This window comes from Methylophilus sp. YYY-1 (assembly GCF_029132825.1).
GTDB classification, from domain to species: Bacteria; Pseudomonadota; Gammaproteobacteria; order Burkholderiales; family Methylophilaceae; genus Methylophilus; species Methylophilus glucosoxydans.
Window position 1 is genome coordinate 23,360 of record NZ_WOVG01000004.1, and the last position, 23,119, is coordinate 46,478.

At 49.8% G+C, this 23,119-nt stretch carries 18 protein-coding genes and 1 riboswitch; of the genes, 10 read left to right on the forward strand and 8 right to left on the reverse strand.

Annotated elements, in window-relative coordinates; all coding sequences use genetic code 11:
* Positions 1–7: 7 nt before the first annotated feature.
* Entirely contained in the window at positions 8–1,141 is a 1,134-nt protein-coding gene (gene ssuD, locus GOC95_RS11695; RefSeq protein ID WP_275357270.1) for an FMNH2-dependent alkanesulfonate monooxygenase, read from the reverse strand.
* Between the two features lie 565 nt (positions 1,142–1,706).
* On the opposite strand from ssuD, the gene GOC95_RS11700 reads away from it, so the two are divergent.
* Both GOC95_RS11700 and ribA read left to right on the forward strand, forming a co-directional pair.
* The gene (locus GOC95_RS11700) at positions 1,707–2,747 is read left to right on the forward strand and encodes a sigma-54 dependent transcriptional regulator (RefSeq protein WP_228518946.1); all 1,041 of its coding nucleotides are present in this window, start codon (positions 1,707–1,709) and stop codon (positions 2,745–2,747) included.
* 25 nt (positions 2,748–2,772) lie between these two features.
* The gene (gene ribA, locus GOC95_RS11705) at positions 2,773–3,381 is read left to right on the forward strand and encodes a GTP cyclohydrolase II (RefSeq protein ID WP_275357614.1); all 609 of its coding nucleotides are present in this window, start codon (positions 2,773–2,775) and stop codon (positions 3,379–3,381) included.
* Position 3,382: 1 nt separating this feature from the next.
* Here the strand turns inward: ribA and GOC95_RS11710 are convergent, their stop codons facing one another.
* From GOC95_RS11710 to GOC95_RS11730, 5 genes are all read right to left on the reverse strand, one after another.
* Positions 3,383–3,997, reverse strand: coding sequence for a hypothetical protein (locus tag GOC95_RS11710; RefSeq protein ID WP_275357271.1), 615 nt, complete (start codon positions 3,995–3,997; stop codon positions 3,383–3,385).
* 114 nt (positions 3,998–4,111) lie between these two features.
* Positions 4,112–5,521 carry an EAL domain-containing protein gene (locus GOC95_RS11715; protein ID WP_275357273.1) on the reverse strand — a complete coding sequence of 470 codons (1,410 nt, stop codon included), beginning with the start codon at positions 5,519–5,521 and terminating at the stop codon, positions 4,112–4,114.
* A 223-nt stretch (positions 5,522–5,744) separates the two neighbouring features.
* A riboswitch (cyclic di-GMP riboswitch) is annotated at positions 5,745–5,829 on the reverse strand.
* A gap of 178 nt (positions 5,830–6,007) precedes the next feature.
* The gene (locus tag GOC95_RS11720; protein ID WP_275357274.1) at positions 6,008–7,288 is read right to left on the reverse strand and encodes a cytochrome c; all 1,281 of its coding nucleotides are present in this window, start codon (positions 7,286–7,288) and stop codon (positions 6,008–6,010) included.
* Between the two features lie 9 nt (positions 7,289–7,297).
* Positions 7,298–9,514 carry a xanthine dehydrogenase family protein molybdopterin-binding subunit gene (locus tag GOC95_RS11725; RefSeq protein ID WP_275357276.1) on the reverse strand — a complete coding sequence of 739 codons (2,217 nt, stop codon included), beginning with the start codon at positions 9,512–9,514 and terminating at the stop codon, positions 7,298–7,300.
* 2 nt (positions 9,515–9,516) lie between these two features.
* Positions 9,517–9,975 carry a (2Fe-2S)-binding protein gene (locus GOC95_RS11730; RefSeq protein ID WP_275357277.1) on the reverse strand — a complete coding sequence of 153 codons (459 nt, stop codon included), beginning with the start codon at positions 9,973–9,975 and terminating at the stop codon, positions 9,517–9,519.
* A gap of 751 nt (positions 9,976–10,726) precedes the next feature.
* Between GOC95_RS11730 and GOC95_RS11735 the strand changes: the two genes are divergently transcribed.
* From GOC95_RS11735 to GOC95_RS11765, 7 genes are all read left to right on the forward strand, one after another.
* Positions 10,727–11,779, forward strand: coding sequence for a phenylacetaldoxime dehydratase family protein (locus tag GOC95_RS11735; RefSeq protein ID WP_275357279.1), 1,053 nt, complete (start codon positions 10,727–10,729; stop codon positions 11,777–11,779).
* Between the two features lie 44 nt (positions 11,780–11,823).
* On the forward strand, positions 11,824–12,690 hold the full coding sequence (locus GOC95_RS11740; RefSeq protein WP_275357281.1) for a transporter: 867 nt from the start codon (positions 11,824–11,826) through the stop codon (positions 12,688–12,690).
* A 55-nt stretch (positions 12,691–12,745) separates the two neighbouring features.
* Positions 12,746–14,260 (forward strand): amidase, encoded by a 1,515-nt coding sequence (locus tag GOC95_RS11745; RefSeq protein WP_275357282.1) that lies wholly within the window; start codon positions 12,746–12,748, stop codon positions 14,258–14,260.
* Between the two features lie 53 nt (positions 14,261–14,313).
* Entirely contained in the window at positions 14,314–14,925 is a 612-nt protein-coding gene (nthA, locus tag GOC95_RS11750) for a nitrile hydratase subunit alpha (RefSeq protein ID WP_275357284.1), read from the forward strand.
* A 20-nt stretch (positions 14,926–14,945) separates the two neighbouring features.
* On the forward strand, positions 14,946–15,581 hold the full coding sequence (gene nthB / locus GOC95_RS11755) for a nitrile hydratase subunit beta (protein ID WP_275357286.1): 636 nt from the start codon (positions 14,946–14,948) through the stop codon (positions 15,579–15,581).
* Between the two features lie 49 nt (positions 15,582–15,630).
* A complete protein-coding gene (locus GOC95_RS11760; RefSeq protein ID WP_275357288.1) occupies positions 15,631–16,848 on the forward strand; it encodes a GTP-binding protein in 1,218 nt (405 codons plus the stop codon).
* A gap of 359 nt (positions 16,849–17,207) precedes the next feature.
* Positions 17,208–18,146 carry a helix-turn-helix domain-containing protein gene (locus tag GOC95_RS11765; RefSeq protein ID WP_275357290.1) on the forward strand — a complete coding sequence of 313 codons (939 nt, stop codon included), beginning with the start codon at positions 17,208–17,210 and terminating at the stop codon, positions 18,144–18,146.
* Between the two features lie 111 nt (positions 18,147–18,257).
* On the opposite strand, the gene ssb is transcribed toward GOC95_RS11765, so the two are convergent.
* Positions 18,258–18,788, reverse strand: a complete 531-nt coding sequence (ssb, locus tag GOC95_RS11770) for a single-stranded DNA-binding protein (protein ID WP_275357292.1) — start codon at positions 18,786–18,788, stop codon at positions 18,258–18,260.
* 4 nt (positions 18,789–18,792) lie between these two features.
* Positions 18,793–20,190 carry an MFS transporter gene (locus GOC95_RS11775; RefSeq protein ID WP_275357293.1) on the reverse strand — a complete coding sequence of 466 codons (1,398 nt, stop codon included), beginning with the start codon at positions 20,188–20,190 and terminating at the stop codon, positions 18,793–18,795.
* Positions 20,191–20,268: 78 nt separating this feature from the next.
* On the opposite strand from GOC95_RS11775, the gene uvrA reads away from it, so the two are divergent.
* Positions 20,269–23,109, forward strand: a complete 2,841-nt coding sequence (gene uvrA / locus GOC95_RS11780; protein ID WP_275357295.1) for an excinuclease ABC subunit UvrA — start codon at positions 20,269–20,271, stop codon at positions 23,107–23,109.
* Positions 23,110–23,119: the final 10 nt, after the last annotated feature.

The following is a 23,119-nucleotide window of genomic DNA, read 5'->3' on the forward strand; positions in this document are numbered from 1 at the left end:
TTCCTCCCTACGCAGCATGCTTAACAGATTGGGCTGCGCCAAACGGGCCGGTGAGATTGGTCGTAATGCTGACCTCCTGCGGGGCCTGTTGCTGTAGCGGCAAAAGGGGGAACAATAATTCAGCGACACGGTAAGCCTCCTCCAGATGTGGGTAGCCTGAGAAAATAAAATAATCAATGCCCAGCGCCTGATACTCTTTAATGCGGTCAGCCACTTCTTGCGGATTGCCCACCAGCGCAGTGCCGGCACCGCCGCGCACCAGGCCGACACCAGCCCACAGATTAGGCGAGACTTCGAGCTGGTCACGACGGCCATGATGCAAAGCCGTCATGCGTTTTTGTGCGACAGAATCAAAATTGGCCACTGCGGCCTGTGCTGCTGCGATCGTGTCATCGGTGACCTGCGAAATCAGCGTGTCGGCGGCCTGCCAGGCTTGCTCGCTGGTTTCACGCACAATCACGTGCAAGCGGATACCAAACCGGATCTGCCGACCTTTGGCTGCCGCCGCCGCGCGGATCACCTTGATTTTTTCGGCCACCGCTGCGGGCGGTTCACCCCAGGTTAAATGCACATCAATATGCTCACTGCTGAGTTTGATGGCGGCCTCGGAAGCGCCGCCGATAAACAGTGGCGGATAAGGTTTCTGCAAGCTACCGGTTGGCAGGCTGGCGCCTTTGACGCGTAAATAATCGCCTTCAAAATCCACGCGCTGCTCGCTCAGTACCGAGCGCCAGATAGACAAGAACTCCTCAGCCTCCGCATACCGCGCATCATGATCGAGAAAGCTACCCTCGGCTTGCTGTTCGGCCGGATCACCGCCCGCCACCACATTAATCAGCAGCCGCCCGCCCGAGATACGGTCCAGCGTCGAGGCCATGCGCGCTGACACCACCGGTGAAATAAACCCAGGCCGTGTGGCGACTAAAAACTTGAGCTGGCTGGTTTCATTGATCAGTGCCGAAGAAATGACCCAGGCATCTTCGCAAGAGCGGCCAGACGGCACCAGCACACCGCCATAGCCCAGCCGGTCAGCCGCCTGGGCAATCTGTTTCAGATAAGAAAACGTGGCCGGTCTGGCGCCCTGGCTGCTGCCAAGATACCGTTGATCGCCATGCGTGGGTAAAAACCAGAATATTTGCATCGACTACCCTTTACAACCCATTCAAAAGAAATAACAGCTTGAAAAGTGCAAAGTCCATGCCACAAATAAAATACTTTTAATTCAATCACTTAAAAAAATTATTTTTTTGATTGCTGCAAAATCAGCAACTTGTTCAGCAGTGCTGCTGCGTTTGCAGCACCCTGCATCGATTTCAGCAGGCGGATGTAGAGCAGTGCCATTTGCATACCTCACGCAGCAATAAGCAACCACAAGTCCTCCTTTTCTTAACCCCATGATTTGATGGCATTTATTGTTTTAACCCGTCATCTCATGCCTGCGGTAGCACGACCTCGGCCTGATTGGCATGCATTCTGCTAATTCAGACGGGTAATTAAATCATTATTTCTAATGAGAGATTTATTTATAACTTTAAAGAATATGAATAGCGCCATTACTTATTGGCACGAAATTGCAGCCTGGATTACTGTATCTGGGCTTAACTCTATGGAAAGACAGTGAGATCCTCACGATGGCAAATCTATTAGCAAACGATTTTTATACGACTGAACACGACACGCAGTTTGAGCAACAGCGTCTGTTAACCATGCCGAACTCGCGGGCCATGTCGACATCGATTCGAGCGACCGCGCAGGTGTTTGAAGATCCGAAGTCGATCGCCTTGCTTAATCGCATTAAGCAAATTGCCCCTAGTGACGCCAATGTCTTGATTATTGGCGAAACCGGCACCGGTAAGGAGCTCATTGCTCGCCATGTGCATGCCTTGAGTTACCGAAAATCCAAACCATTTGTCGCGGTGAATTGCGGGGCGTTCTCGGAAACACTGGTCGAAAGTGAATTGTTCGGCCATGAAAAAGGCGCGTTTACCGGGGCGGTCACCGCCAAAGCCGGCTGGTTTGAAGAGGCCAATGGCGGCACGCTGTTTCTGGATGAGATCGGTGATTTGCCGCTGAGTCTCCAGGTGAAGCTGTTACGTGTACTACAAGAGCGGGAGGTCGTACGGCTAGGCGCGCGCAAACCAACCCCGATTGATGTGCGGCTGATTGCAGCGACCAACGTACGCCTGGAAGAGGCCGTGCTGGCTGGTAACTTCAGGGAGGATTTATTCTACCGTTTACGCGTTGCGCACCTGGAGCTGCCAACCCTGCGCAACCGGCCCGGCGATATTTTGCCACTGGCAGATTATTTTGTTGGCGAATATACACGCCGGTTGGGCTACGCCACCATCCGCCTCGATGACTCGGCCAAGCAAAAATTATTGCAACATAGCTGGCCAGGCAATATCCGCGAACTTGAAAATGTGATTCATCACTCCTTGCTAATTTGCCGCAACAATGTCGTGCGCAGTGAGGATTTACATTTGTCCTCAATCTCGCTACACCGACCCAAAGCGACACTGCAGGCCTTGCCCAGCGAAGCAGATACTGACTCGCTGGAGGCGTCGCTGCAGCAGTTGTTTGAAACGGGCAAAGCGCAGCTTTATGACTATGTGGAAGACACGCTGGTACGTGCCGCCTATCAGCATTGCCACCATAATCAGGTGCAAACCGCCAAGCTGCTGGGCTTGAGCCGCAATGTGTTGCGTGCCAAACTGATTAAAATGGGAGCGATCAATGCGCTTAAATAAGCTTGCCTCGGTGCAAACAGCAGCCATGGAAAGTGGCAGCCTGCGCTGGAAAGCCAGTGCTCACTTACCGACAGAGTATGGGCAATATCGTTTACACGCGTTTGTTGATATGCACAGCGGGCAGGAGCAGATCGCACTGGTGCTCGGCGAGGTCAGCGGTCAAGCCAGAGTGCTGACCCGCGTGCACTCTGAATGCCTGACCGGGGATGTGTTTGGCTCACAGCGCTGCGATTGCGGCGAACAGTTCAAACGCTCGCAGCAACTGATTCAGGCGCGTGGCAATGGCATTATTCTGTATCTGCGCGGACATGAAGGGCGCGGCATCGGCATCAGCAACAAGGTGCAGGCCTATGATTTGCAAGACACCGGCTTGGATACGGTGGCGGCAAACCTCGCCCTGGGCCTGCCTGTAGACCAGCGAGCATATGATGATGCCGCCAGTATGCTGCAGCATTTTGAGGTGAAGTCGATTGAGTTACTGAGTAACAACCCGGATAAGTCGCGCGCGCTCACCCGGCTGGGCATCGTAGTGGAGGCCGTGACGCCGTTAGAAATCGCAAGTAATCCAGCCAATGCCGACTATCTGGCGACCAAAAAGCACAGACTGGGGCATCACCTGAGTTTGGTGCCTTAGGCTAGACGCTCAAGCGTTGCAACAGCTGTTTGAGTGTGGCCTCAATGGGCTGGCGCACGGCGGGTTGTTCTAGCAAAGACGGCAGCGGTGCCCGTTGCAGGCGTGCCTGCAAATCCTTAAGCTGTTGCTGCAACTGCTGCAGTTTTTGGGGATCGCGTTGTGGCGGGATTTCAAACTCATTTTGGCTGCCATAGCCTTCAAACAGCAAGGTTTCTATCCCCACCACCAAAGCCAGAATACGGTCACCACCAAACGCTTCGTCGAATGCCAGGTCTATCGCGGCCATGCCCTGCAAACGGCGGATCGCCTCAAACTTCCAGTTGGCCTTGCCATCAAACACCCATTCCGTCATTTCGCGCGGCCCGACCTGCGTGCTTTTCGCCAATTCCTCTGGATGTTCGGTATAGAGCTGCAACATCAATGCCCGCAAGTCATCGGTATGCTCACTCATGGCTTGCTTGGGGCTGATCTCTGCGCGCTGCGCCGAAGAGGGCGCCGCTTTTTTTACGGTGCGCGCTTCCGCCTGTGGCAGAGACAGCATTGCCCACAGGCCGATCACCCAAACACCCCCCTTGAAGCAAGCACACGCCCTTAAGACTGCAGAATTCACCAACATGCACGCCCTTTCACCGTCAATCAAAGCGCACAGTGTAATCAGCCGCAGTTGCGTGGGTCTTGGGAGATTTTCCTTTTTACAGTCACCGCCAGGCAAGGGTTCGGAATATGCTCGTCAGAACAGGCCCGAGGTTGAATGCGCAACTGGCGAAAGCAGCGGCGAAGGCAATTGTTCAAAGGCATGCACAGTTAAAGGTTTGCTAAAAAAATACCCCTGGTATTTCATACAGCCCTTGCTATGCAGGTATTCGAGCTGCTCTATCGTTTCCACCCCCTCAGCAATCAGGGTCATTTTGAGATGCTTACCCAGATTCACCAGCGTATCGACAATCGCCTGGTCACTTTCATTATTCAGCAAGTCGCGCACAAAGGATTGATCAATTTTTAATTGCTCAAATGGCAGGTGCTTCAAGTAGTTTAATGACGAGTATCCGGTGCCAAAATCATCCAGCGACCAACTCATGCCAAATACCTGCAATGCGCGCATTTTCTGGATCGTATCGTCTACTTCGTTTGCCAGCATGCTCTCTGTGAGCTCCAGTTTAATCTGGCCGGGATTGGCGCCGCTGCGCGTTACAATCTCCTGCACCTCTTGCACAAAATCGGGCTGGCGCAGCTGCGAAGTGCTCACATTCACCGCAATACTCAAGTGGGACAAGTGCGGATGATCAGACCATTTCACCAACTGCGCACAGGCTTCTTTTAATACCCAATTACCAATCGGCAAAATCAGGCCGGTTTCTTCCGCGGCAGTGATGAAAACACCAGGCGGGATCAAGCCCCGCTCAGGATGCTGCCAGCGTAGCAACGCTTCAGCGCCAAAAATATGCCCCTGGGCATCGACCTGCGGCTGGTAATGCAAACAGAAATGCCCTTTGGCGAGCGCTTCGCGCATATCTGCGTAAAGCCCGCTACGCAAGGTGATATCAGACTGCATCACAATCAAGGCAATCCCTAAAACGCCTAAGGCGGCCAGATTATTCATCCATGACCCAACCGCCCGAATTTCAGGATTCGCAATCAAATATGCCTGGGTAATGCCAATGTCGGACGAACCAAAAATCAAACATCCCAACAGCATGAGCAACGGAAAAATCACGCGCAGATAAATGCCTTCTTTACGGAACACCAGCGATGATCCTGCGGCAATCGGCAGATAGTACATATGCACCGAGCGAACCACCCCGTGCAGAGGCACATCAAACACAGAAATCACAGAAATAATCAGCGCCAAGCCATGCGCCATAAAAATGGCCGCCAGGCGATCCCGGCCCGCATTGATCATGGTCACCACAAGCATGCTCAATATCACCAGGGAAAAGTTAAAGGCCATTAACAGCCATTTGGCCTGCCATAAATAGTAAACACTCCAAGCACCGCCCAGAATGATGGAGGCACAGGCAGCAATCGCCAGTAACAGTTTCACCCGCAGTTGATGCGGGTCTTGGGCAAACTGAAAAAGCTCGCCTTTAAAAAGTTTGGCAACCAGTCTCAGTTGTAGAGGAGTGTTTTTAAAGTGTGGCATTAGGCGCGCCTGTCATCCAATTGACCATTGCCAATCCACCACAAACGACTGCGACAGCGCAGTGCAAGCAAGTCATTTCTCTTTAGTAAGTGGTCGATCATAAAGCCCTCAGCGGCGGATACCCTCAATTGGCGAAACAGCACTCAGGCTTTGCCGAGACGGCATAAGCCCAGCCCACACAACACACTACTTGAAAGAACTTGATACATTAACCCTTGCGGTAAATGGTAGCCCCGCTGTCATCAGCAACTGCTTTTAGACCGGAAGCTTTGCGTCCCTGCTTTTCAGCAGGTTTGCCTTTTATAATGGTACTTAACAATAGGTGACAAGTTCATCAAACTTTGTAACGGTTGTCAATCCTCTCGACATGCAATACTGTATGTTTATCATTAAAAAACCGCACACACATTTTTCTCAGCAACAATCATGCATTTTATCTCTGACAAAAGGCTCGATTGGCAATAAAACGATGGATAGATTTCACTGTCACTCATGTGCCAGCGGGGGCAGTTTTCGAATGTTTGCAACAGCCTTCACACTCGTCGGTTCAAGAGGATGATTCCAGGCGGATTGTATAAAACTGACTAACTGCGCCACCTCAGTATCATTCAAGGTATGTCTGAACTTTGGCATATTGAAGGGTGCCGCCACCCCTTGCGGTTTTAGCTGAGGCGAGCCATTCAAAATGACATTAATGAGTGATGAGGGGTCTGGATCCATCACAGCCGGGTTGCCCGCAAGCGGTGATAAATAAGGGGCAACGCCTTGACCCTCTTGTCCATGACAAGCTGCACAATATTGCTGATAAAGCCGGGCGCCAGGATAGGTTGTCAATGATTTGAACTGAGCCAATGTCGCACCAGAATTGTATTTATACGTCGTTTGACCTTTATCGTTTGTCCCTTTGATTGTTTTCAAGTAGCTAGCGATGCCCGTTAAATCCTGGATAGTCATGCCTTCTGTACTGTTATTAATGACCGTAGTCATGGTGCCGAAAGCGGAGCTATGCTGATTAGCGCCTGATTTGAGATACACCAGAATATCCGCCTCAGACCATCTGCCCAACCCGGTATTATGGTCCCCACGCAAGTTGGTGGCAGACCATCCTTCCAGGGTTTCTCCGCTTAAAAATTGATCCGATGCATGTGTCAGCCCTTTTTCCTGATAGGCAAGGCCGCGTGGCGTATGGCAAGCACCACAATGCCCCAGCCCCTGAACCAAATAAGCGCCACGATTCCAGCTGGCATCTTTTGATGCATCAGGTTGATAACCATGCTTATCTAAAAACAGGCTATTCCAGATGGCCAAAGGGAACCTGTAATTCAATGGCCAAGGAATCTCATTCGCCCGGTTTGCTTGGCGCACCGGTTTCACGCCGTGCATGAAATACACATAAAGGGCGTGAATGTCGGCATCACTGACTTTGGCATAAGAAGGATATGGCATGGCCGGATAAAGATGATGACCATCTTTTGCCACCCCGCGCCGTAGTGCTTTGGCAAAGTCGGACTCGGTATATTTGCCGATACCTGTCTCAGCATCAGGCGTAATGTTCGTGGTATAAATCGCGCCCACTGGCGTCAGCATGGGCAACCCGCCGGCAAAGGCTTTGCCATGTGGCGCTGTGTGACAAGAGATGCAATCGCCTACCCGCGCAAGATACTCCCCTTTTTTGATCTCTGCCGGATTGACGGCAAACACACTCAATGAAAATGTAAAGGTGACGACTGCGAAACCTATTTTCATCAAACCTGAGGCCATGTTCATGGTGACTCCTTATGCTTTTAGTTGATGCCCGATAGGTAGCTTGCGAATACGTTTGCCAGTCGCTGAGAACACGGCATTTGCCAACGCAGCGCCAATCGCCGCAGTACCAGGCTCACCAATCCCCCCCGGTGCCTCAGCGCTTTTAATCAGGTGGACGTCAATAGCCGGTGCTTCATTGATACGCAGCATACGGTAATCATTAAAGTTAGTTTGCTGTACACGACCATGCTCAATGGTGATTTCGTTATATAGCACGGCCGTCAGGCCAAAAATAACGCCCCCTTGAATTTGCGCAATCACGGTATCTGGATTCACGGTCATGCCACAATCGACAGCAGACACGACGCGGTCGACTTTAACCTCTCCCTGATCATTCACGGTGACATCGACCACCATGGCCAAGAAACTGCCGAAAGCATGCATCACAGAGACGCCGCGACCTTGGCCTTTTGCTAATGGCTTGCCCCAGTCACTCTTGCTGACCGCAAGTTGCAAGGCATTTTTCAATCTAGGCGTTTTACCGAGCAGATCCAAACGGTATTTCACCGGATCCACTTTCGCCAAATGCGCCAGTTCATCGATAAAACTCTCGACGACAAAAGTACCGCGTGTGGGCCCAACCCCCCGCCAAAACGCGGTGGGTACATCCCGCGGCTCTACCCGTACATAATCCACATACAGATTCGGCAAATCATACGGAGGCTCTGCCGACACTTCCACTGCATCCGGGTCTACCCCGTTTTTGACTAACGGGGGCGCAAAGCGGGCCATGATGGAGGAACCAACGATACGGTGTGACCAAGCGACCGGCTTGCCATGAGCATCCAATCCTGCAGAGATACGATCAAAGTAATAGGGGCGGAACATGTCATGTTGAATATCCTCTTCCCGCGTCCAAATGACCTTGACCGGGCCCTTTACCTGCTTGGCAATTTTGACCGCCTGCACGACACCATCAAACTCTAGTCGTCTGCCGAAACCACCGCCGATGAGGAAATTATGCAACCTGACTTTTTCAACCGGAATGTTGAGCGTTTTGGCGGCCATGCCCTGGGCAAACGTCGGAATTTGCGTCCCTACCCAGAGATCGCAGCCAGAAGCGCTTACCTCCACAGTGCAATTCATGGGCTCCATCGTTGCATGTGCTAAAAAGGGTTGCTCATACTCCACAGTCAGCGTTTTATCCGCTTTTTTGTAGGCACTGGTGGCATTGCCTTGCTTTTTAGCCACGGCCCCCGGTTTCTTGGATGCCTCACGCAGATCATTCACCAAATCACTGGTTTTTACCGCAGTGCTTTTCCCTTCATTCCATTGAATATCCAGTGCGCCCAAGCCGCGTTTGGCGGCCCAAGTATTCGTGGCTATCACGGCAACCGCATTATCCACTTTGACCACTTGCAGCACACCGGGCATTTTCAAGGCGCGGCTATCATCTACACTGGCCAGCGTCCCGCCGAACACAGGACTGGTAGCGATCACTGCAAACTTCACATTGTCAGGGTGTGCATCAATCCCAAACTTCGCCTGGCCATTTACTTTATCAGGCGTATCTAATCGCTTGGCAGCGGTGCCAATGAGTTTAAAGTCTTTAGGGTCTTTGAGAGCGACTTGCTTGGGCACAGGCAAGGTGCTGGCCACTTTGACTAATTCCCCATAACGCAGTGTTCGTCCGGAGGCATCGTGGTAAACCACGCCAGATTTTGCATAACAGGCAGATTCGGCCACTTTCCATTGCTGTGCAGCCGCAGCAATCAGCAATGACCGGCACACAGCACCAGCCTGGCGCATGGGCTCCCACAAGGCACGGATGGAAGTTGATCCGCCCGTCACCTGCGCTCCGAGCAGCGCATCGGCATACAGCTTTTCATTCGGGGGGGCATGTTCCAGTTTCACAGATGGGAGATCAACCTCCAACTCTTCTGCTAACAACATGGGAATAGACGTATAAACCCCCTGCCCCATTTCCACCTTGGGCATGATCATGGTGACCTCGCCCTTGGTATCAATTTTGATGAATCCATTCGGGGCGAGCACATCCTTACCGGTTTCCAGCTCGCTATAAGGTTGGGTTTGCTTGCTTTGACTCAATGCAGGCAAACTGATACTCAGCAGCATCCCGCCAGCAGTCGTCGCACTTACCGTCGCGGCAATTTTAAGAAAATCACGTCGCGGAGGATTGGAAACCGTATATTTGTCGGCCAAGCCCTGGATAAGCCCTTGTGACATAACTAGACCCCTTCCTTAGCAGCCACCTTGATAGCTGCGCGTATACGTGGATAAGTGCCGCAGCGGCAAATATTACCGGCCATGGCGGCATCAATTTGCGCGTCATTCGGGTGAGGGTGCTGGTCAAGCAGCGCACAGGCAGACATGATCTGGCCCGACTGACAATAACCACACTGCATCACCTCCAGATCTAGCCAGGCCTTTTGCACAGCCTGACCAGCGGGAGTTTCCCCTACCGCCTCTATGGTGGTGACCTTTTTACCGGCCACGGCCGAAATGGGTAATACACAGGAACGCGTTGCCTGCCCATCCACATGCACCGTACACGCGCCGCACTGCGCAATGCCACATCCAAACTTGGTTCCGGTCAAGCCGATGATGTCTCTGATCACCCAAAGAAGAGGCATATCAGCGGGTGCATCCACTTGGTGGGTGGTGCCATTAATATTCAGGGTTGCCATCTATGGCTCCTTCCTTGAAAACGTACGACTACTTGTGATTTTTATTATGAAATACGATTATTCATTGAAATAAATTAATTCACGAATAACTCAAGAGTGAATTAATTTAAACCCCGAATCAAGTATAAATTTATGAAATTCTTGCCTAAAACAATTTTACCTTTTGCTGTAAATCGCCTATTACGCTCTATGGAGAAATTTGGCGAGCCTCTATCAAGACGTTAAATACGCCCCCAAACTGATTAAGTTGTGTAGCGACCGTTGGGGCTTGACTGCTTCATTTCTGCCTCAGCGATCAATCGCTTAATCTTTGCATGTAGCTCAACCAAGTGTGAATTCAACCTCTTGACTGGCAAGATCACCCGGTTGTAGAAGGTGGGGTTAGTAAGTGGTTGCCAACCAGAAGCCGGTTAATTGTGCTGTCAATCAACTCAATTCGCATAATTCATGGCTGAGATTTACGACATCTTGGCTAACCTCACTTTAGATTAACAGTATGCCTTGCGTAAATAAAACGCCATCCTTAATTCATCACAGTTTCCAAAACCAGGCGCTCAAATAGCAACGGTTACTATCTTTTTGAGCACCCTTAGTGCTCGCTAATAAGTTGTCCTGTTGAGCATATCGCTTGTCCATTTAAATCAAGCAGATGCCATCTAAAAATCTCATGATAGCTACACCTCTTCTTACGTGACGAAATTAGTTACGTGAAGTGATTTAACCAACCTATCAATGAATTTAAGGAGTCAACATGGAATCAGCTATTGATAAACACTTGCAGTGCCCTCGCTCATTATCCAGAAGAGTTGATGACTCTTATCAACCACCGTTCCCAATGTGGGTAGCACGCGCAGATGAAACATTGAAACAAGTGGTCATGGCCTACTTTGGCGTTCAATTCAAAGGGGAAGAAAATCGTACCGCTGCATTAACAGCGATGAATTCGATCATCGACAGCTTAGGTTTTAGTGATGGGCCTCTTAATTTCGACTTAACTCATCATGAAGATAACCAAGGTTATGAAAACTTCATGATCGTTGGATATTGGCGAGATCGGGCGGGTTACGACCGCTGGTTAAACTCCGAACAAGTTAAAACGTGGTGGAACTCTCCGGATCGCCTGTCTGATGGCTTGGGTTTTTTCCGTGAGATTATCGCACCAAGAGCTGAGCAATTCGAAACGCTGTATGCATTCAAAGAGCAACTACCTGGTGTAGGCGGTGTGATGGATGGGATCAGCGGTGAGGTTGAGGAGCATGGGTATTGGGGCTCGATGCGTGACCGCTTCCCACTTTCTCAAACGGACCGCATGATGGCCACAGAAGATTTGGAGGTAATCTTTGGCGATCCGATAAAGGGTGGACGCGTAGTTATTAAAGGTCACGACAATATTGCGCTCATCAGATCTGGTCAAGATTGGGCAGAGGCAGAAGCAGACGAGAGATCGCTGTACCTAGATGAAATTCTGCCAACGCTTCAATCAGGGATGGATTTCCTTAGAGACGAAGGCTTACCACTCGGTTGTTATAGCAACAGATTCGTCAGAAATATCGACAGAGAAGGTAATTTTCTGGATATGAGCTACAACATTGGTCACTGGCGCTCACTGGATAAGCTCGAAAGATGGGCTGAATCTCACCCTTCCCACTTGCGCATTTTCACTACATTTTTCAAAGTAGCCGCCGGTTTGTCAAAACTGCGCCTTTACCATGAGGTGTCAGTCTCCGATGGTGAGAGCCAATGTTTTGAGTACATAAACTGTCATCCTAAAACCGGGATGCTTGCTGTTGTAACAGCTTCTTAAGCTTATTTCCGATTTAAAAATGACTCACTTTAAGGATGATAATTATGTTCAAAAATAAACTATTTTCTGTCACTGCATTTCTTGCAGTCTCTAATGTGCAGGCCGCAGAAGTGGCGCCTGGAGACTATGAACAGTTTCCGGCAGGCGCGACTATAGGCGTTGTTTACTATAACCATGCCACTACAGACAAGCTGTATTCAGGCGGCCATACAGTTTCAAGTGACTTCAACGTTACTTCAAATGTAGGAATTGCGAGGCTGCTACATGTATATCAAATCACCGATCACTTAGTTGTCGATCCGCAATTCCTGTTACCTTTTGGCAAAGTCTCTACAAGTGCCGATGCTTCAGTTTTAGGGAGTGCCAGCGGCGTAGGGGATTTGATTCTTACTGCCCCATTGAAATATCGGCTCAATGAAGAAAAAGATACGGCCAGTATTAATGCCTATTTGTATGTGCCTATTGGTAGCTATGATAAAGATGATGCATTGAACCTGGGTGAGAATAGATGGAAGGTTGACTATCAAGCTGCATATGTGACCCACTTTGGCGATAAATATGCTTTGGATATGGTTGGAGATGTTATCTGGTATGGCGACAACAACTCTTACGGTTCTAAGTCGAGTCGATTGGAACAGGATACTTCTTACAGCCTGCAATTGATGGGACGTTACATCCTTACACCACAAACCAATATTGCGGTTGGTTTCGGGCACAACTGGGGTGGGAACACGGAGATTGATGGCGTAAGTCAACATAACAGACAAGAGACTACCAATTTCCGTTTAACGGCCACTACATTTATTGCGCCTAAAGATCAACTGCAGATTCAGCTTGGTAAAGATTTATCTGTGGAGAATGGTGCTGCAGAAGATTTCCGTTTGAACTTGCGTATAGCTCATATTTTTTAAGTTTACCAAGTACCTATTGTCGGTCGTACTGACAGAGATTAATTAAGGAAATCGTATGAGTTTGCACCAACCAACCACAGACGAATTGATCAAGATTGCATCATCACTTTCGATGACGTTGTCTCAAGCAGACGCGGAAGAGTATCTCCAGCTCATGCAACCTAGCTTCGCTGCATACGATGCCATTAGCGACTTAGAGGATGAGTATCCTCCCGTTAAATATGCGCGTGGGCCAATAAAGGAACTATCTGCAGAAGAAAATCCATTGAATGCCTGGGCAGTTAAGGCAGAAATCAAAGGCGCTTCAACCGGAAGTCTTGTTGGCAAGACAGTAGCGATCAAAGACAACGTTGCAGTTGCTGGCCTGCCTATGATCAATGGCTCGCATACAATGCAAGGCTTTGTTCCCAAATTTGATGCCACTGTCGTTTCAAGGCTGCTTGATGCAGGAGCAACAATTTTGGGCAAGGCCACCTGCGAGCATTTCTGTTTATCAGGGGGAAGTCATACATCGTTCCCCGGTCCAGTTCATAACCCTCTCAGACATGGTTTTTCCGCCGGTGGCTCATCATCCGGTAGCGCTGTACTGGTGGCTAACGGGGAGGTGCACATGGCGATTGGGAGCGACCAAGGGGGGTCAGTAAGAATACCCGCTGCATTCTGTGGCGTTTATGGCATGAAAGCTACCCATGGTCTTGTTCCGTATACAGGGGCAATGGCTATAGAGGCGACCGTAGATCATCTGGGGCCAATCACTTCAAATGTGGAAGATAACGCATTAATGCTAGAAGCCATTGCGGGTTTCGATGGCTTTGACCCTAGGCAATCCAACATCAGCACGCATAAATATACAGAGGCATTGGGTAAAGGAATAAAAGGCCTGCGTATCGGTGTCCTGAAAGAAGGCTTTTCACTTCCTAACATGGACCCCAATGTTGCTCGTAAGGTAAACAGCGCTATCAAGATACTGGAAAACCTGGGAGCAATTATTACAGAGGTCAGTGTCCCTGAACATAGCCTGGCAGCCATGCTATGGCATCCGATTGGCTGTGAAGGTTTGCTCATGCAGATGATGCAAGGTAATGGCATGGGGTTTAACTGGAAAGGCCAATATGACGTGGGCCTCATGACAAAACATTCTGAATGGCGTCAACAGGCAGACTCTTTGTCAGCCTCATTAAAGCTTTGTTTATTGGTCGGCCAATACGGCTTGAATCACTTCAATGGCACCCTATATGCCAAATCCCAAAATATTGCCAGACGAGTTGGTCATGCTTATGACAATGCGCTGGGGAGTGTCGATTTGCTGGTGATGCCTACGGTACCCATTACTGCACAAGCATTGCCTGCGGCTGATTGCTCTATCACCGAGTCAATCAGCCGCGCGCTGGAAATGATCGGAAATACTTCCCCCATGGATGTGACTGGCCACCCGGCCATGTCCATCCCATGTGGTTTGATTGATGGTTTACCTGTAGGCATGATGTTTGCTGCTAAACACTATGATGAAAAGGTCATTTATCAGGCTGCGTCAGCATTTGAATCCGCCTGTAATTGGAAACAGCTGTAGGCCATCATACTGAAATTTGATTGATGGACAAACTTATCAAATAGGAGAAGAACATGAAAGATCAAACACCTAGCCAATCGCAAGGCTCCAGCCCTGGAGAGAGAGCGTGGGCTCTATTTAATGTATTAAAGGGCAAGAACCTGATTCCCGAGGGATACATTGAAACACTGACAGATATGTTTGCAAATAAATTTGACCCTGCCAACGGTGCCAAGCTCGTAGCCCGCGCTTGGGTTGATCCTGAATTTAAAAAGCGTTTACTCACAAATGGCACGGCAGCTTGTGAAGAATATGGTTATACCGGCCCTCAAGGTGAATACATCGTTGCTCTTGAAGATACAGCAGAAGTAAAAAATGTCATCGTATGCTCGCTCTGCTCATGTACAAACTGGCCTGTGTTAGGCCTTCCTCCAGAATGGTACAAAGGATTTGAATTCAGAGCTCGCTTGGTTAGAGAAGGCAGAACTGTGTTGAAAGAACTTGGCACGGATCTGCCTAGCGGAACCATGGTAAAAGTCTGGGATACCACCGCTGAAACACGTTACCTGGTACTTCCACAACGGCCTGAGGGGACTGAGAACCTGACGCAGGAACAGCTGGAAAAGCTCATTACCAAAGATGTATTAATTGGTGTGGCGCTCCCAACCTCGACACCGGCACGCTAACTATTAAAGGAACATTACATATGGATGGATTTCACGATCTCGGCGGCACACAAGGCTTTGGTAAAGTGCCTCATACGATTAACTCCCTCACTTACAAGCCTGTGTTCAAACAGGACTGGGAACACCTAGCCTACAGCCTGGTTTTTCTTGGCGTAGACCAGCTGAAAAAATTCAGCCTTGATGAGGTAAGGCACGCGGTTGAGCGTATAGAGTTCCGTCAACATGCCAATACTCAGTATTACGAACGCTATGTGATTGCAGCTGCCACCTTGTTAGTAGAAACCGGTGTCATCACTAAACAAGAACTCGATGATGCTTTAGGTGGGGATTTTAAATTGGCGCTACCAAGCATCTCTGAAGGAAGAGCTGCGATCATTGGCAGAAAGGGGTTTGAAATTGGCGACACTGTAATGGTGAGAGATGAGTACGTTACAGGCCACATTCGGATGCCTGGATATGTGCGTGGTAAAAAAGGCACTGTACTGCATAAGACGACAGAAAAATGGCCATTTCCTGACTCCATCGGCCATGGGCATGTGAATGCAGTTTTACAACCGACCTATCACGTCCAATTTTCCACTAAAGACTTGTGGAGCGATTCAGAAGAAGGGTTTGTAGTAGTAGATTTGTTTGAAAGCTACTTGGATAAAGCTTGATATTCATTTGACACAGGATTGAATACCAATGGATTTAAAGAGTAATCACTTGAAAAGTCATGAGCGCATTCCTGTGACAGTCTTGTCAGGCTTTCTCGGTGCTGGCAAGTCTACACTGCTAAATTACATTCTCAATAACCGAAGCGGTATGAAAGTCGCGGTGATTGTGAATGACATGAGTGAAGTAAATATTGACGCTGAGGAAATTGCTCGAACGACTGAGCTTCACCGAGGCGTTGATACCTTAATGGAAATGAGCAACGGGTGTATCTGTTGCACCCTGCGCGCAGACCTACTAGAAACAATCAGCGCCTTGGCAAAATCAAAAGCATTTGATTACATCTTAGTGGAGTCTACAGGCATTTCTGAACCTTTACCCGTGGCTGAAACATTTGCCTTTCTAAATAGCGATGGATTCAGCCTCAGTGAACTCGCAAGACTGGATACGCTAGTTACTGTAGTAAATGGGCTAACCTTTGAGCAGTTATTAGGCTCAAGGGAAATGGTTTACCGAGACACAGATGCCCCTGAGCCCGTTTATAAAAGTCTTTCAGACTTGTTAATAGAGCAGGTTGAGTATGCAAATGTCATCCTGGTAAGCCACACTGATGTTATTAGTGCAGATGACTTTGATAAACTGAAGATCATGCTTGCGGCTCTAAACCCCAACGCTAAAATACGCCCAATCATCAATGGGGCTATCAATCCAAAAGAGATTTTGAATACTCATTCATTCAATCTTTACGAGCTTGTAAAGTCCCCCGCTTGGATGAAGCAACTCGACCATACTTTCGAGAAAAATCCAGAGTCAGAAAGCTACGGTATTGATACGTGGGTATATCAGCAGCGCCTCCCATTTCATCCCCAAAGACTACTGGCATTTCTCAATACTCCTTGGGCCAATGGTAGGTTATTGAGGTGCAAAGGCTATTTCTGGATGGCTCACAATTATCAGAGTACAGGCCTGCTGGTTCAGACTGCTGGAAATTTTAAATGGCAATACACAGGACGATGGTGGAGGTTTGTGCATGATAAAGATTGGCCTGCTGATCCCGAGAAGTTACAAGCAATAAAACAAAACTGGGACCCTCTCTCAGGTGATTGCCGTCAACAAATAGTGTTTATTGGTCAATCTATCGATTGGCCCCTGTTGGAGTCAAAACTCAATCAATGCCTTCTCACTCTGGAGGAGATTGAGCTTGGACCTGACACTTGGCTAAATTTCAGTGGCGCGCAGGAGTTTGATGATGCAACAAATCCTCAATAAAGTGACTTGCTCCTTCTGGAGCTCTGCAAAGCTCACGTTTCGCAAATTATCTATTTTTTTGCATGAGGCGATGCTAGAAATTTATACCAATTAAATCAATCTCTTGCACATTTTATGTGCGATTTTTTACAAAATGGTGCAAAACTCTCACCAGACGCGTGACTCCCAAAAGTTGAGCACTCTTAGTACCTTAATTTTAATAACCCAAAGGAGTTTTCGCAGATTAAACCCCATTATTTAACAAAAAAATCAAACACTTAGAACATACCAAATTTGCTCTACAATTTTCTAAAACTATAACTTAACTGGCACAGCAATTGCTAATAACCTAATAGTTTCGATTACAACAGGCAAAAGGGATGATTTATACTTACTCCACAGCGCATGTTTCTGCGCCAGAGCGATTTGAATATTGGAAAGAAGTGGTTTGTAAACACTGCATTCCCGCTGCTAGCAATCCATTATCTGATACAAGTTTTGATGGAAGCTTAAAAGTAAAAGAAATCGGTCTGATCGACATTTGTTCAGTTAAAGCCCCTGATCACTATTGGGAAAGAACCGCAAAACACCTCAGAACGGGTCCAGATGATGACTTCTGGTTGGGGTATTGTCTAGAGGGGAACAGCCACCTAGAGCAAGGGGATCGCAGAGCTAATATCAAGCCTGGGGATCTATTCTTATACGATGCAGCTCAGACCTTCAAATTTAGCCTGAGCGGAAAGAATAAGCTGGTCAGAATTCCAAGACATTATTTATCAACCAAGGTTAAAAACCTTGAAGATCAAACAGCAATTATTCTTGATCAAGCACGGCCTGGTATATTACCGCTGAAAGCACTGATCTCACAAATTGATGATGATTCAATCCTCATTCAAGGTGACAATATTTCACACAGACTCACCCAAACGATTTTAGATCTGTTGACGATTAGTTTGGAGCTTCAGAATCTTACGATCGAAAGTAAAGAAAAAGATATTTACTCTAAAGTATTAACTTACATTAAGCGAAATTTAAGGGATCCGGAACTGAGTCTTGAGAAAATCGCATCGGCGCATCACGTTTCTTCAAGAACAATCACAAGAGCATTTGCCCGGTATGATAAATCACCCATTTCAGAATTATGGAATGAAAGACTAATTGCGAGTAGAGATCTAATAGCTAATAACTGTGCAAATTCGATATCCGAAATTGCACTAGAATCGGGGTTTTCTGACTTCTCCCACTTCAGCAGAGCATTTAAGAAACGTTTTGGCGTACCGCCTCAACGCTACTTGATCGACACCAAAGAATTAACATAACTTCCAGGCATTTGGTCAAGGCCTATGGCAATCTCAGAGCCATGTAAACAAAAAAACGGAGCCGAATCACTCGGCTCCAAATAGTTATTTCATAATAGCTTTTAGTCGACTCTAGAATGGAATATCGTCATCAAAATCGTCAAAATTGCCAGCTGGTTTGCTAGCAGGCTGGAAGGCATTGCGGTTTGCGCCGCCAGCGGCGTTACCGCTGCCCATAGCAGGTTGCTGCTGGCGCGGTGGGGCCTGGTTGTAGTCGTCCATGCCGCCGCCTTGATCCATCTCACCGCCGTCATAGGAGGCGCTGCCGCCTTCACGGCCAGTGCCTAGCATTTGCATCTGGTCGGCGACGATTTCGGTGCTGTAGCGGGTGACGCCATCTTTTTCCCATTTACGGGTTTGCAGACGGCCCTCAATATACACCGGGCGGCCTTTTTTCAGGTATTCGCCGGCGATTTCGGCCAAACGGCGGTACATGACGATGTTGTGCCATTCGGTTTTTTCCTGGCGTACGCCGGATTTGTCTTTCCAGTTTTCGGTGGTGGCGATACTGAAGTTAGCCACTGCCTCACCGTTTGGCATGTAGCGCACTTCAGGGTCACGCCCGAGATTGCCCATCAAAATCACTTTGTTGACTGATGCCATGGTGTTACGACTCCCCTATTCGATTCATGATTGCTTGCGACAATGCCGCCTGAAATGCTTTGCTGCGCTGATTTTCCAACTTTACCATGAGCATGGTTTCTGAGGGAATGGCGACGACTTCATAGACGCCTTCCATCGCGCGGATATCTTGCACCAGTTTGGCGGCCTGCGCGTCATTATACCCTGCTTGCAAATGGAACATTTTGGTTTTGACGCTGGGCGGTGCCTGCATGCCGAGCGCCAGGCCAAACCAGATCAGCATGAGCACAGCGCAGAAGACAAACACCGTGCTGCTGCCATAGGTGTGCGAGAGCCAGCCACCGAGGGCTGCACCTAAAAACATGCCAAAGGACTGCGCGGTGTTGTGTACGCCCATGGCGGTGCCTTTTGCGGCAACCGGCGCCATTTTTGAGATGAGTGACGGCAGCGAGGCCTCAAGGATATTAAACGCCACAAAATAGGAAAACAGGGTGGCGACAATGCCCCACAGGCTGTTGAGGCTGAACATGAAGGCGATTTGCGTGAACAGCATGAGGCCGACGGCGCTGATAAACACTGGTTTAAGCTTGGCTTTTTTCTCGGCATAAATGATGGCGGGCACCATTAAGACGAATGAAATCAGCAGCACTGGTAAATAAATTTTCCAGTGGGTATTTTCGTTCATGCCGGTGCTGTGCTTGATGGCAAACGGCACCACCATAAACATGGCCATTTGCGCCCCATGTAAGCAAAACGTGCCAAAGTTCAAGCGCAGCAATTGCTTATCGCGTAATACCTCGCCGATTTTGGCGGGCACCGCCTGGGCATCGGAGTGAAAGTGCGCATGCAAGGGCTCTGGCACGGCAAACTTAACCACGCCGATGGCGAGAATGGCCAGCACGGCGGTGAGCCAGAAAATGCCTGGCACGCCTATCCATTGGTTGAGGATGGGCCCCGCGACCAGTGACACGGCAAAGGTCACGCCTATCGTGGCGCCTATCATGGCCATGGCCTGGGTACGGTGCTCTTCGCGGGTGGAATCGGCCACCAGCGCAGTGACCACGGCAGAAATGGCACCCGCACCCTGAATCGCCCGCCCGACAATCACCATGTAAATATCTTGAGCCATTGCGGCGCAGACACTGCCCAGCGCAAACATGATCAAGCCCAGATAAATCAGCTTTTTACGGCCGAAGCGGTCAGACGCCATGCCAAACGGCAACTGGAAAATGACTTGCATGAAGCCATAGGCGCCCAGGGCGAGGCCAATCAGGGTATGGTTATTGCCGCCGCGCAGGGTTTCGGCATAAATGGCAAAAATAGGCAGAATTAAAAACATGCCCAACATACGTAGCCCGTAGATGGAGGCCAATGCCGCAGTGGCACGGGTTTCCAGCTGGGTCATTTTTTCGGAGAACTGCATGAATCCTTTAAGAAAACTTGGCTTAATTTCAAATAATTGCGTATATTATCAGGTTGGCTGTCTGTTCGTGAAAGTATCATGGAATTTATCAAAATTCGCGGGGCGCGCACCCATAACCTCAAGAACATCAATCTGGATATTCCGCGCAACCAACTGGTTGTGGTCACCGGCCTGTCAGGCTCAGGAAAGTCTTCGCTTGCTTTTGATACCTTGTATGCAGAAGGACAGCGCCGCTACGTCGAAAGTTTATCTGCGTATGCCCGCCAGTTTTTGGCGCGCATGGACAAACCGGATGTGGACCTGATTGAAGGCTTGTCACCGGCCATCTCCATCGAGCAAAAATCGACCTCACACAACCCGCGTTCCACGGTCGGCACCGTCACTGAAATCCACGACTATCTGCGTTTGCTGTATGCACGTGCCGGAGACCCGGAGTGCCCAGAGCATGGCATCAAGCTTGAGGCGCAAACCGTGAGCCAGATGGTGGACAGTGTGCTCAAGTTGCCGGAAGACACCAAGCTGATGATTTTGGCGCCGGTAGTCTCTAACCGTAAAGGCGAGCAGCTTGATCTGTTTGATACGCTCAAGGCCCAAGGTTTTGTGCGCTTGCGCATTGATGGCAAGATCTACGAAATGGATAGCCTGCCGCAACTGGCGAAAACCACCAAGCACAGTGTAGACGTGGTCGTCGACCGCCTTAAAGTGCGCGAAGACATGAAGCAACGGATTGCTGAATCCTTTGAAACCGCACTGCGGCTGGCAGATGGCAAAGCGGTCGCGCTGGAGATGGATAGCGAAAAAGAACACCTGTTCTCCGCCAAGTTCTCTTGCCCGGTGTGTGACTACTCACTGGCCGAACTCGAGCCGCGTTTATTCAGCTTTAACAACCCGATGGGCGCTTGCCCAAAATGCGATGGCCTGGGTCAGGTCACGTTTTTTGATCCCAAGCGCGTGGTGGCTTTCCCGCATTTATCGCTGGCCAGTGGCGCGATTAAAGGCTGGGACAAGCGTAACCAGTTTTACTTTCAGATGCTGGCCAGCCTGAGCCAGCATTATGACTTTGACCTGGAAGCACCGTTTGAGACGCTACCGGAAGAGACCCAGCAAATTCTGCTGTATGGTTCTGGCCGCGAGCAAATAGCCTTTAAATACCTCAATGAGCGAGGCACCTTCTTTAGCAAGTCGCATACCTTTGAAGGCATTATCAATAACCTGCAACGCCGTTATCGAGAGAGTGACTCGACTGCGGTGCGCGATGAGCTGGCAAAATATATCAATGCGACTGCCTGCCCGGATTGTGGCGGCACGCGTTTGCGCAAAGAGGCACGCCACGTCAAGGTCGGCGACAGAAACATTCACCAGATCTGCGAAGTGCCGCTCAAACAGGCGCTCAATTTCTTTGAAACACTGCAACTGAGCGGGCAAAAGCTGGCGATTGCCGACAAGATCGTCAAGGAGATCGAAAGCCGCCTCAAGTTTTTAACCAATGTCGGTCTGGACTACTTGTCGCTGTCGCGCTCGGCAGAAACCCTGTCTGGCGGCGAAGCGCAGCGTATCCGCCTGGCCTCGCAAATCGGCAGCGGTCTGACTGGCGTCATGTATGTGCTGGATGAGCCTTCCATCGGCCTGCACCAGCGCGACAATGACCGCCTGCTGGAAACACTCAAGCGCCTGCGCGACATTGGAAACAGTGTAATTGTGGTCGAACATGACCAGGATGCCATCCAACTGGCAGATTTTATTGTCGACATTGGCCCAGGCGCGGGCGAGCATGGCGGCAATATTGTGTCGTTTGGCACCCCGGCCCAGATTGAAGCCGACCCCAACTCATTGACCGGGCAATACATCAGCGGCAAAAAACAGATTACCTTCAAGTTGCCACGCACACAGCCAGACCCCAAGCGCATGATCAAACTTAATGGCGCCAGCGGGAACAACCTCAAAGACGTCAGCATTGAGATTCCGGTCGGCCTGCTGACTTGCGTCACTGGCGTTTCCGGCAGCGGCAAATCGACGCTGATCAACGACACGCTTTACCGCGTGGTCGCCGCGCACTTGTATGGCAGCAGCACCGAACCTGCAGCGCACCAGAGCATTGAAGGCCTGGAGTTTTTTGACAAGGTGGTCGATGTTGACCAAAGCCCGATTGGCCGCACACCGCGCTCTAACCCGGCGACGTATACCGGCTTGTTTACGCCGATCCGTGACTTGTTTGCCAGCGTGCCGGAAAGCCGCGCGCGCGGCTATGGTCCAGGCCGCTACTCATTTAACGTCAAGGGCGGCCGTTGCGAAGCCTGCCAGGGCGATGGCGTGATCCGCGTGGAAATGCACTTTTTGCCAGATGTGTATGTGCCTTGCGACGTCTGCAAAGGCCAGCGCTATAACCGCGAAACGCTGGAAATCCAGTTCAAGGGCAAAAACATCCACGAAGTACTGGCCATGACGGTTGAACAAGCGCACCAGTTCTTTAATGCTCAGCCGGTGATTGAACGCAAACTGAAAACCTTGCTGGACGTGGGCCTGGGCTATATCACGCTGGGGCAATCAGCCACCACGCTGTCTGGCGGTGAAGCACAACGGGTGAAGCTGGCACTGGAACTCAGCAAACGCGACACCGGCCGCACACTGTATATCCTCGATGAACCGACCACCGGTTTGCACTTTGCGGATATCCAGTTGCTGCTGGACGTGATTCACCGTTTGCGTGACGCGGGCAATACCCTGGTCATCATCGAACACAATCTGGACGTGATTAAAACCGCCGACTGGCTGATCGACATGGGCCCTGAAGGCGGCGATGGCGGTGGCGTCGTAGTTGGTGTCGGTACGCCGGAAACGCTGGCAGAAAACAGCGCCAGCTACACGGGTCGCTATCTGATTCCGCTGTTAAAACAGCTCAATCAAAAGGCGAACGCATAGGTTTACCCAG

Coding starts and splice junctions, on each gene's coding strand:
- GOC95_RS11715 (WP_275357273.1), bottom strand. CDS start 5,521: ATGCCACACTTTAAAAACACTCCTCTACAACTGAGACTGGTTGCCAAA.
- GOC95_RS11725 (WP_275357276.1), bottom strand. CDS start 9,514: ATGTCACAAGGGCTTATCCAGGGCTTGGCCGACAAATATACGGTTTCC.
- uvrA (WP_275357295.1), top strand. CDS start 20,269: ATGGAATTTATCAAAATTCGCGGGGCGCGCACCCATAACCTCAAGAAC.
- GOC95_RS11735 (WP_275357279.1), top strand. CDS start 10,727: ATGGAATCAGCTATTGATAAACACTTGCAGTGCCCTCGCTCATTATCC.
- GOC95_RS11775 (WP_275357293.1), bottom strand. CDS start 20,190: ATGCAGTTCTCCGAAAAAATGACCCAGCTGGAAACCCGTGCCACTGCG.
- nthA (WP_275357284.1), top strand. CDS start 14,314: ATGAAAGATCAAACACCTAGCCAATCGCAAGGCTCCAGCCCTGGAGAG.
- ssb (WP_275357292.1), bottom strand. CDS start 18,788: ATGGCATCAGTCAACAAAGTGATTTTGATGGGCAATCTCGGGCGTGAC.
- GOC95_RS11730 (WP_275357277.1), bottom strand. CDS start 9,975: ATGGCAACCCTGAATATTAATGGCACCACCCACCAAGTGGATGCACCC.
- nthB (WP_275357286.1), top strand. CDS start 14,946: ATGGATGGATTTCACGATCTCGGCGGCACACAAGGCTTTGGTAAAGTG.
- GOC95_RS11720 (WP_275357274.1), bottom strand. CDS start 7,288: ATGAACATGGCCTCAGGTTTGATGAAAATAGGTTTCGCAGTCGTCACC.
- GOC95_RS11745 (WP_275357282.1), top strand. CDS start 12,746: ATGAGTTTGCACCAACCAACCACAGACGAATTGATCAAGATTGCATCA.
- GOC95_RS11740 (WP_275357281.1), top strand. CDS start 11,824: ATGTTCAAAAATAAACTATTTTCTGTCACTGCATTTCTTGCAGTCTCT.
- GOC95_RS11765 (WP_275357290.1), top strand. CDS start 17,208: ATGATTTATACTTACTCCACAGCGCATGTTTCTGCGCCAGAGCGATTT.
- ssuD (WP_275357270.1), bottom strand. CDS start 1,141: ATGCAAATATTCTGGTTTTTACCCACGCATGGCGATCAACGGTATCTT.
- GOC95_RS11700 (WP_228518946.1), top strand. CDS start 1,707: ATGCCGAACTCGCGGGCCATGTCGACATCGATTCGAGCGACCGCGCAG.
- GOC95_RS11710 (WP_275357271.1), bottom strand. CDS start 3,997: ATGTTGGTGAATTCTGCAGTCTTAAGGGCGTGTGCTTGCTTCAAGGGG.
- ribA (WP_275357614.1), top strand. CDS start 2,773: ATGGAAAGTGGCAGCCTGCGCTGGAAAGCCAGTGCTCACTTACCGACA.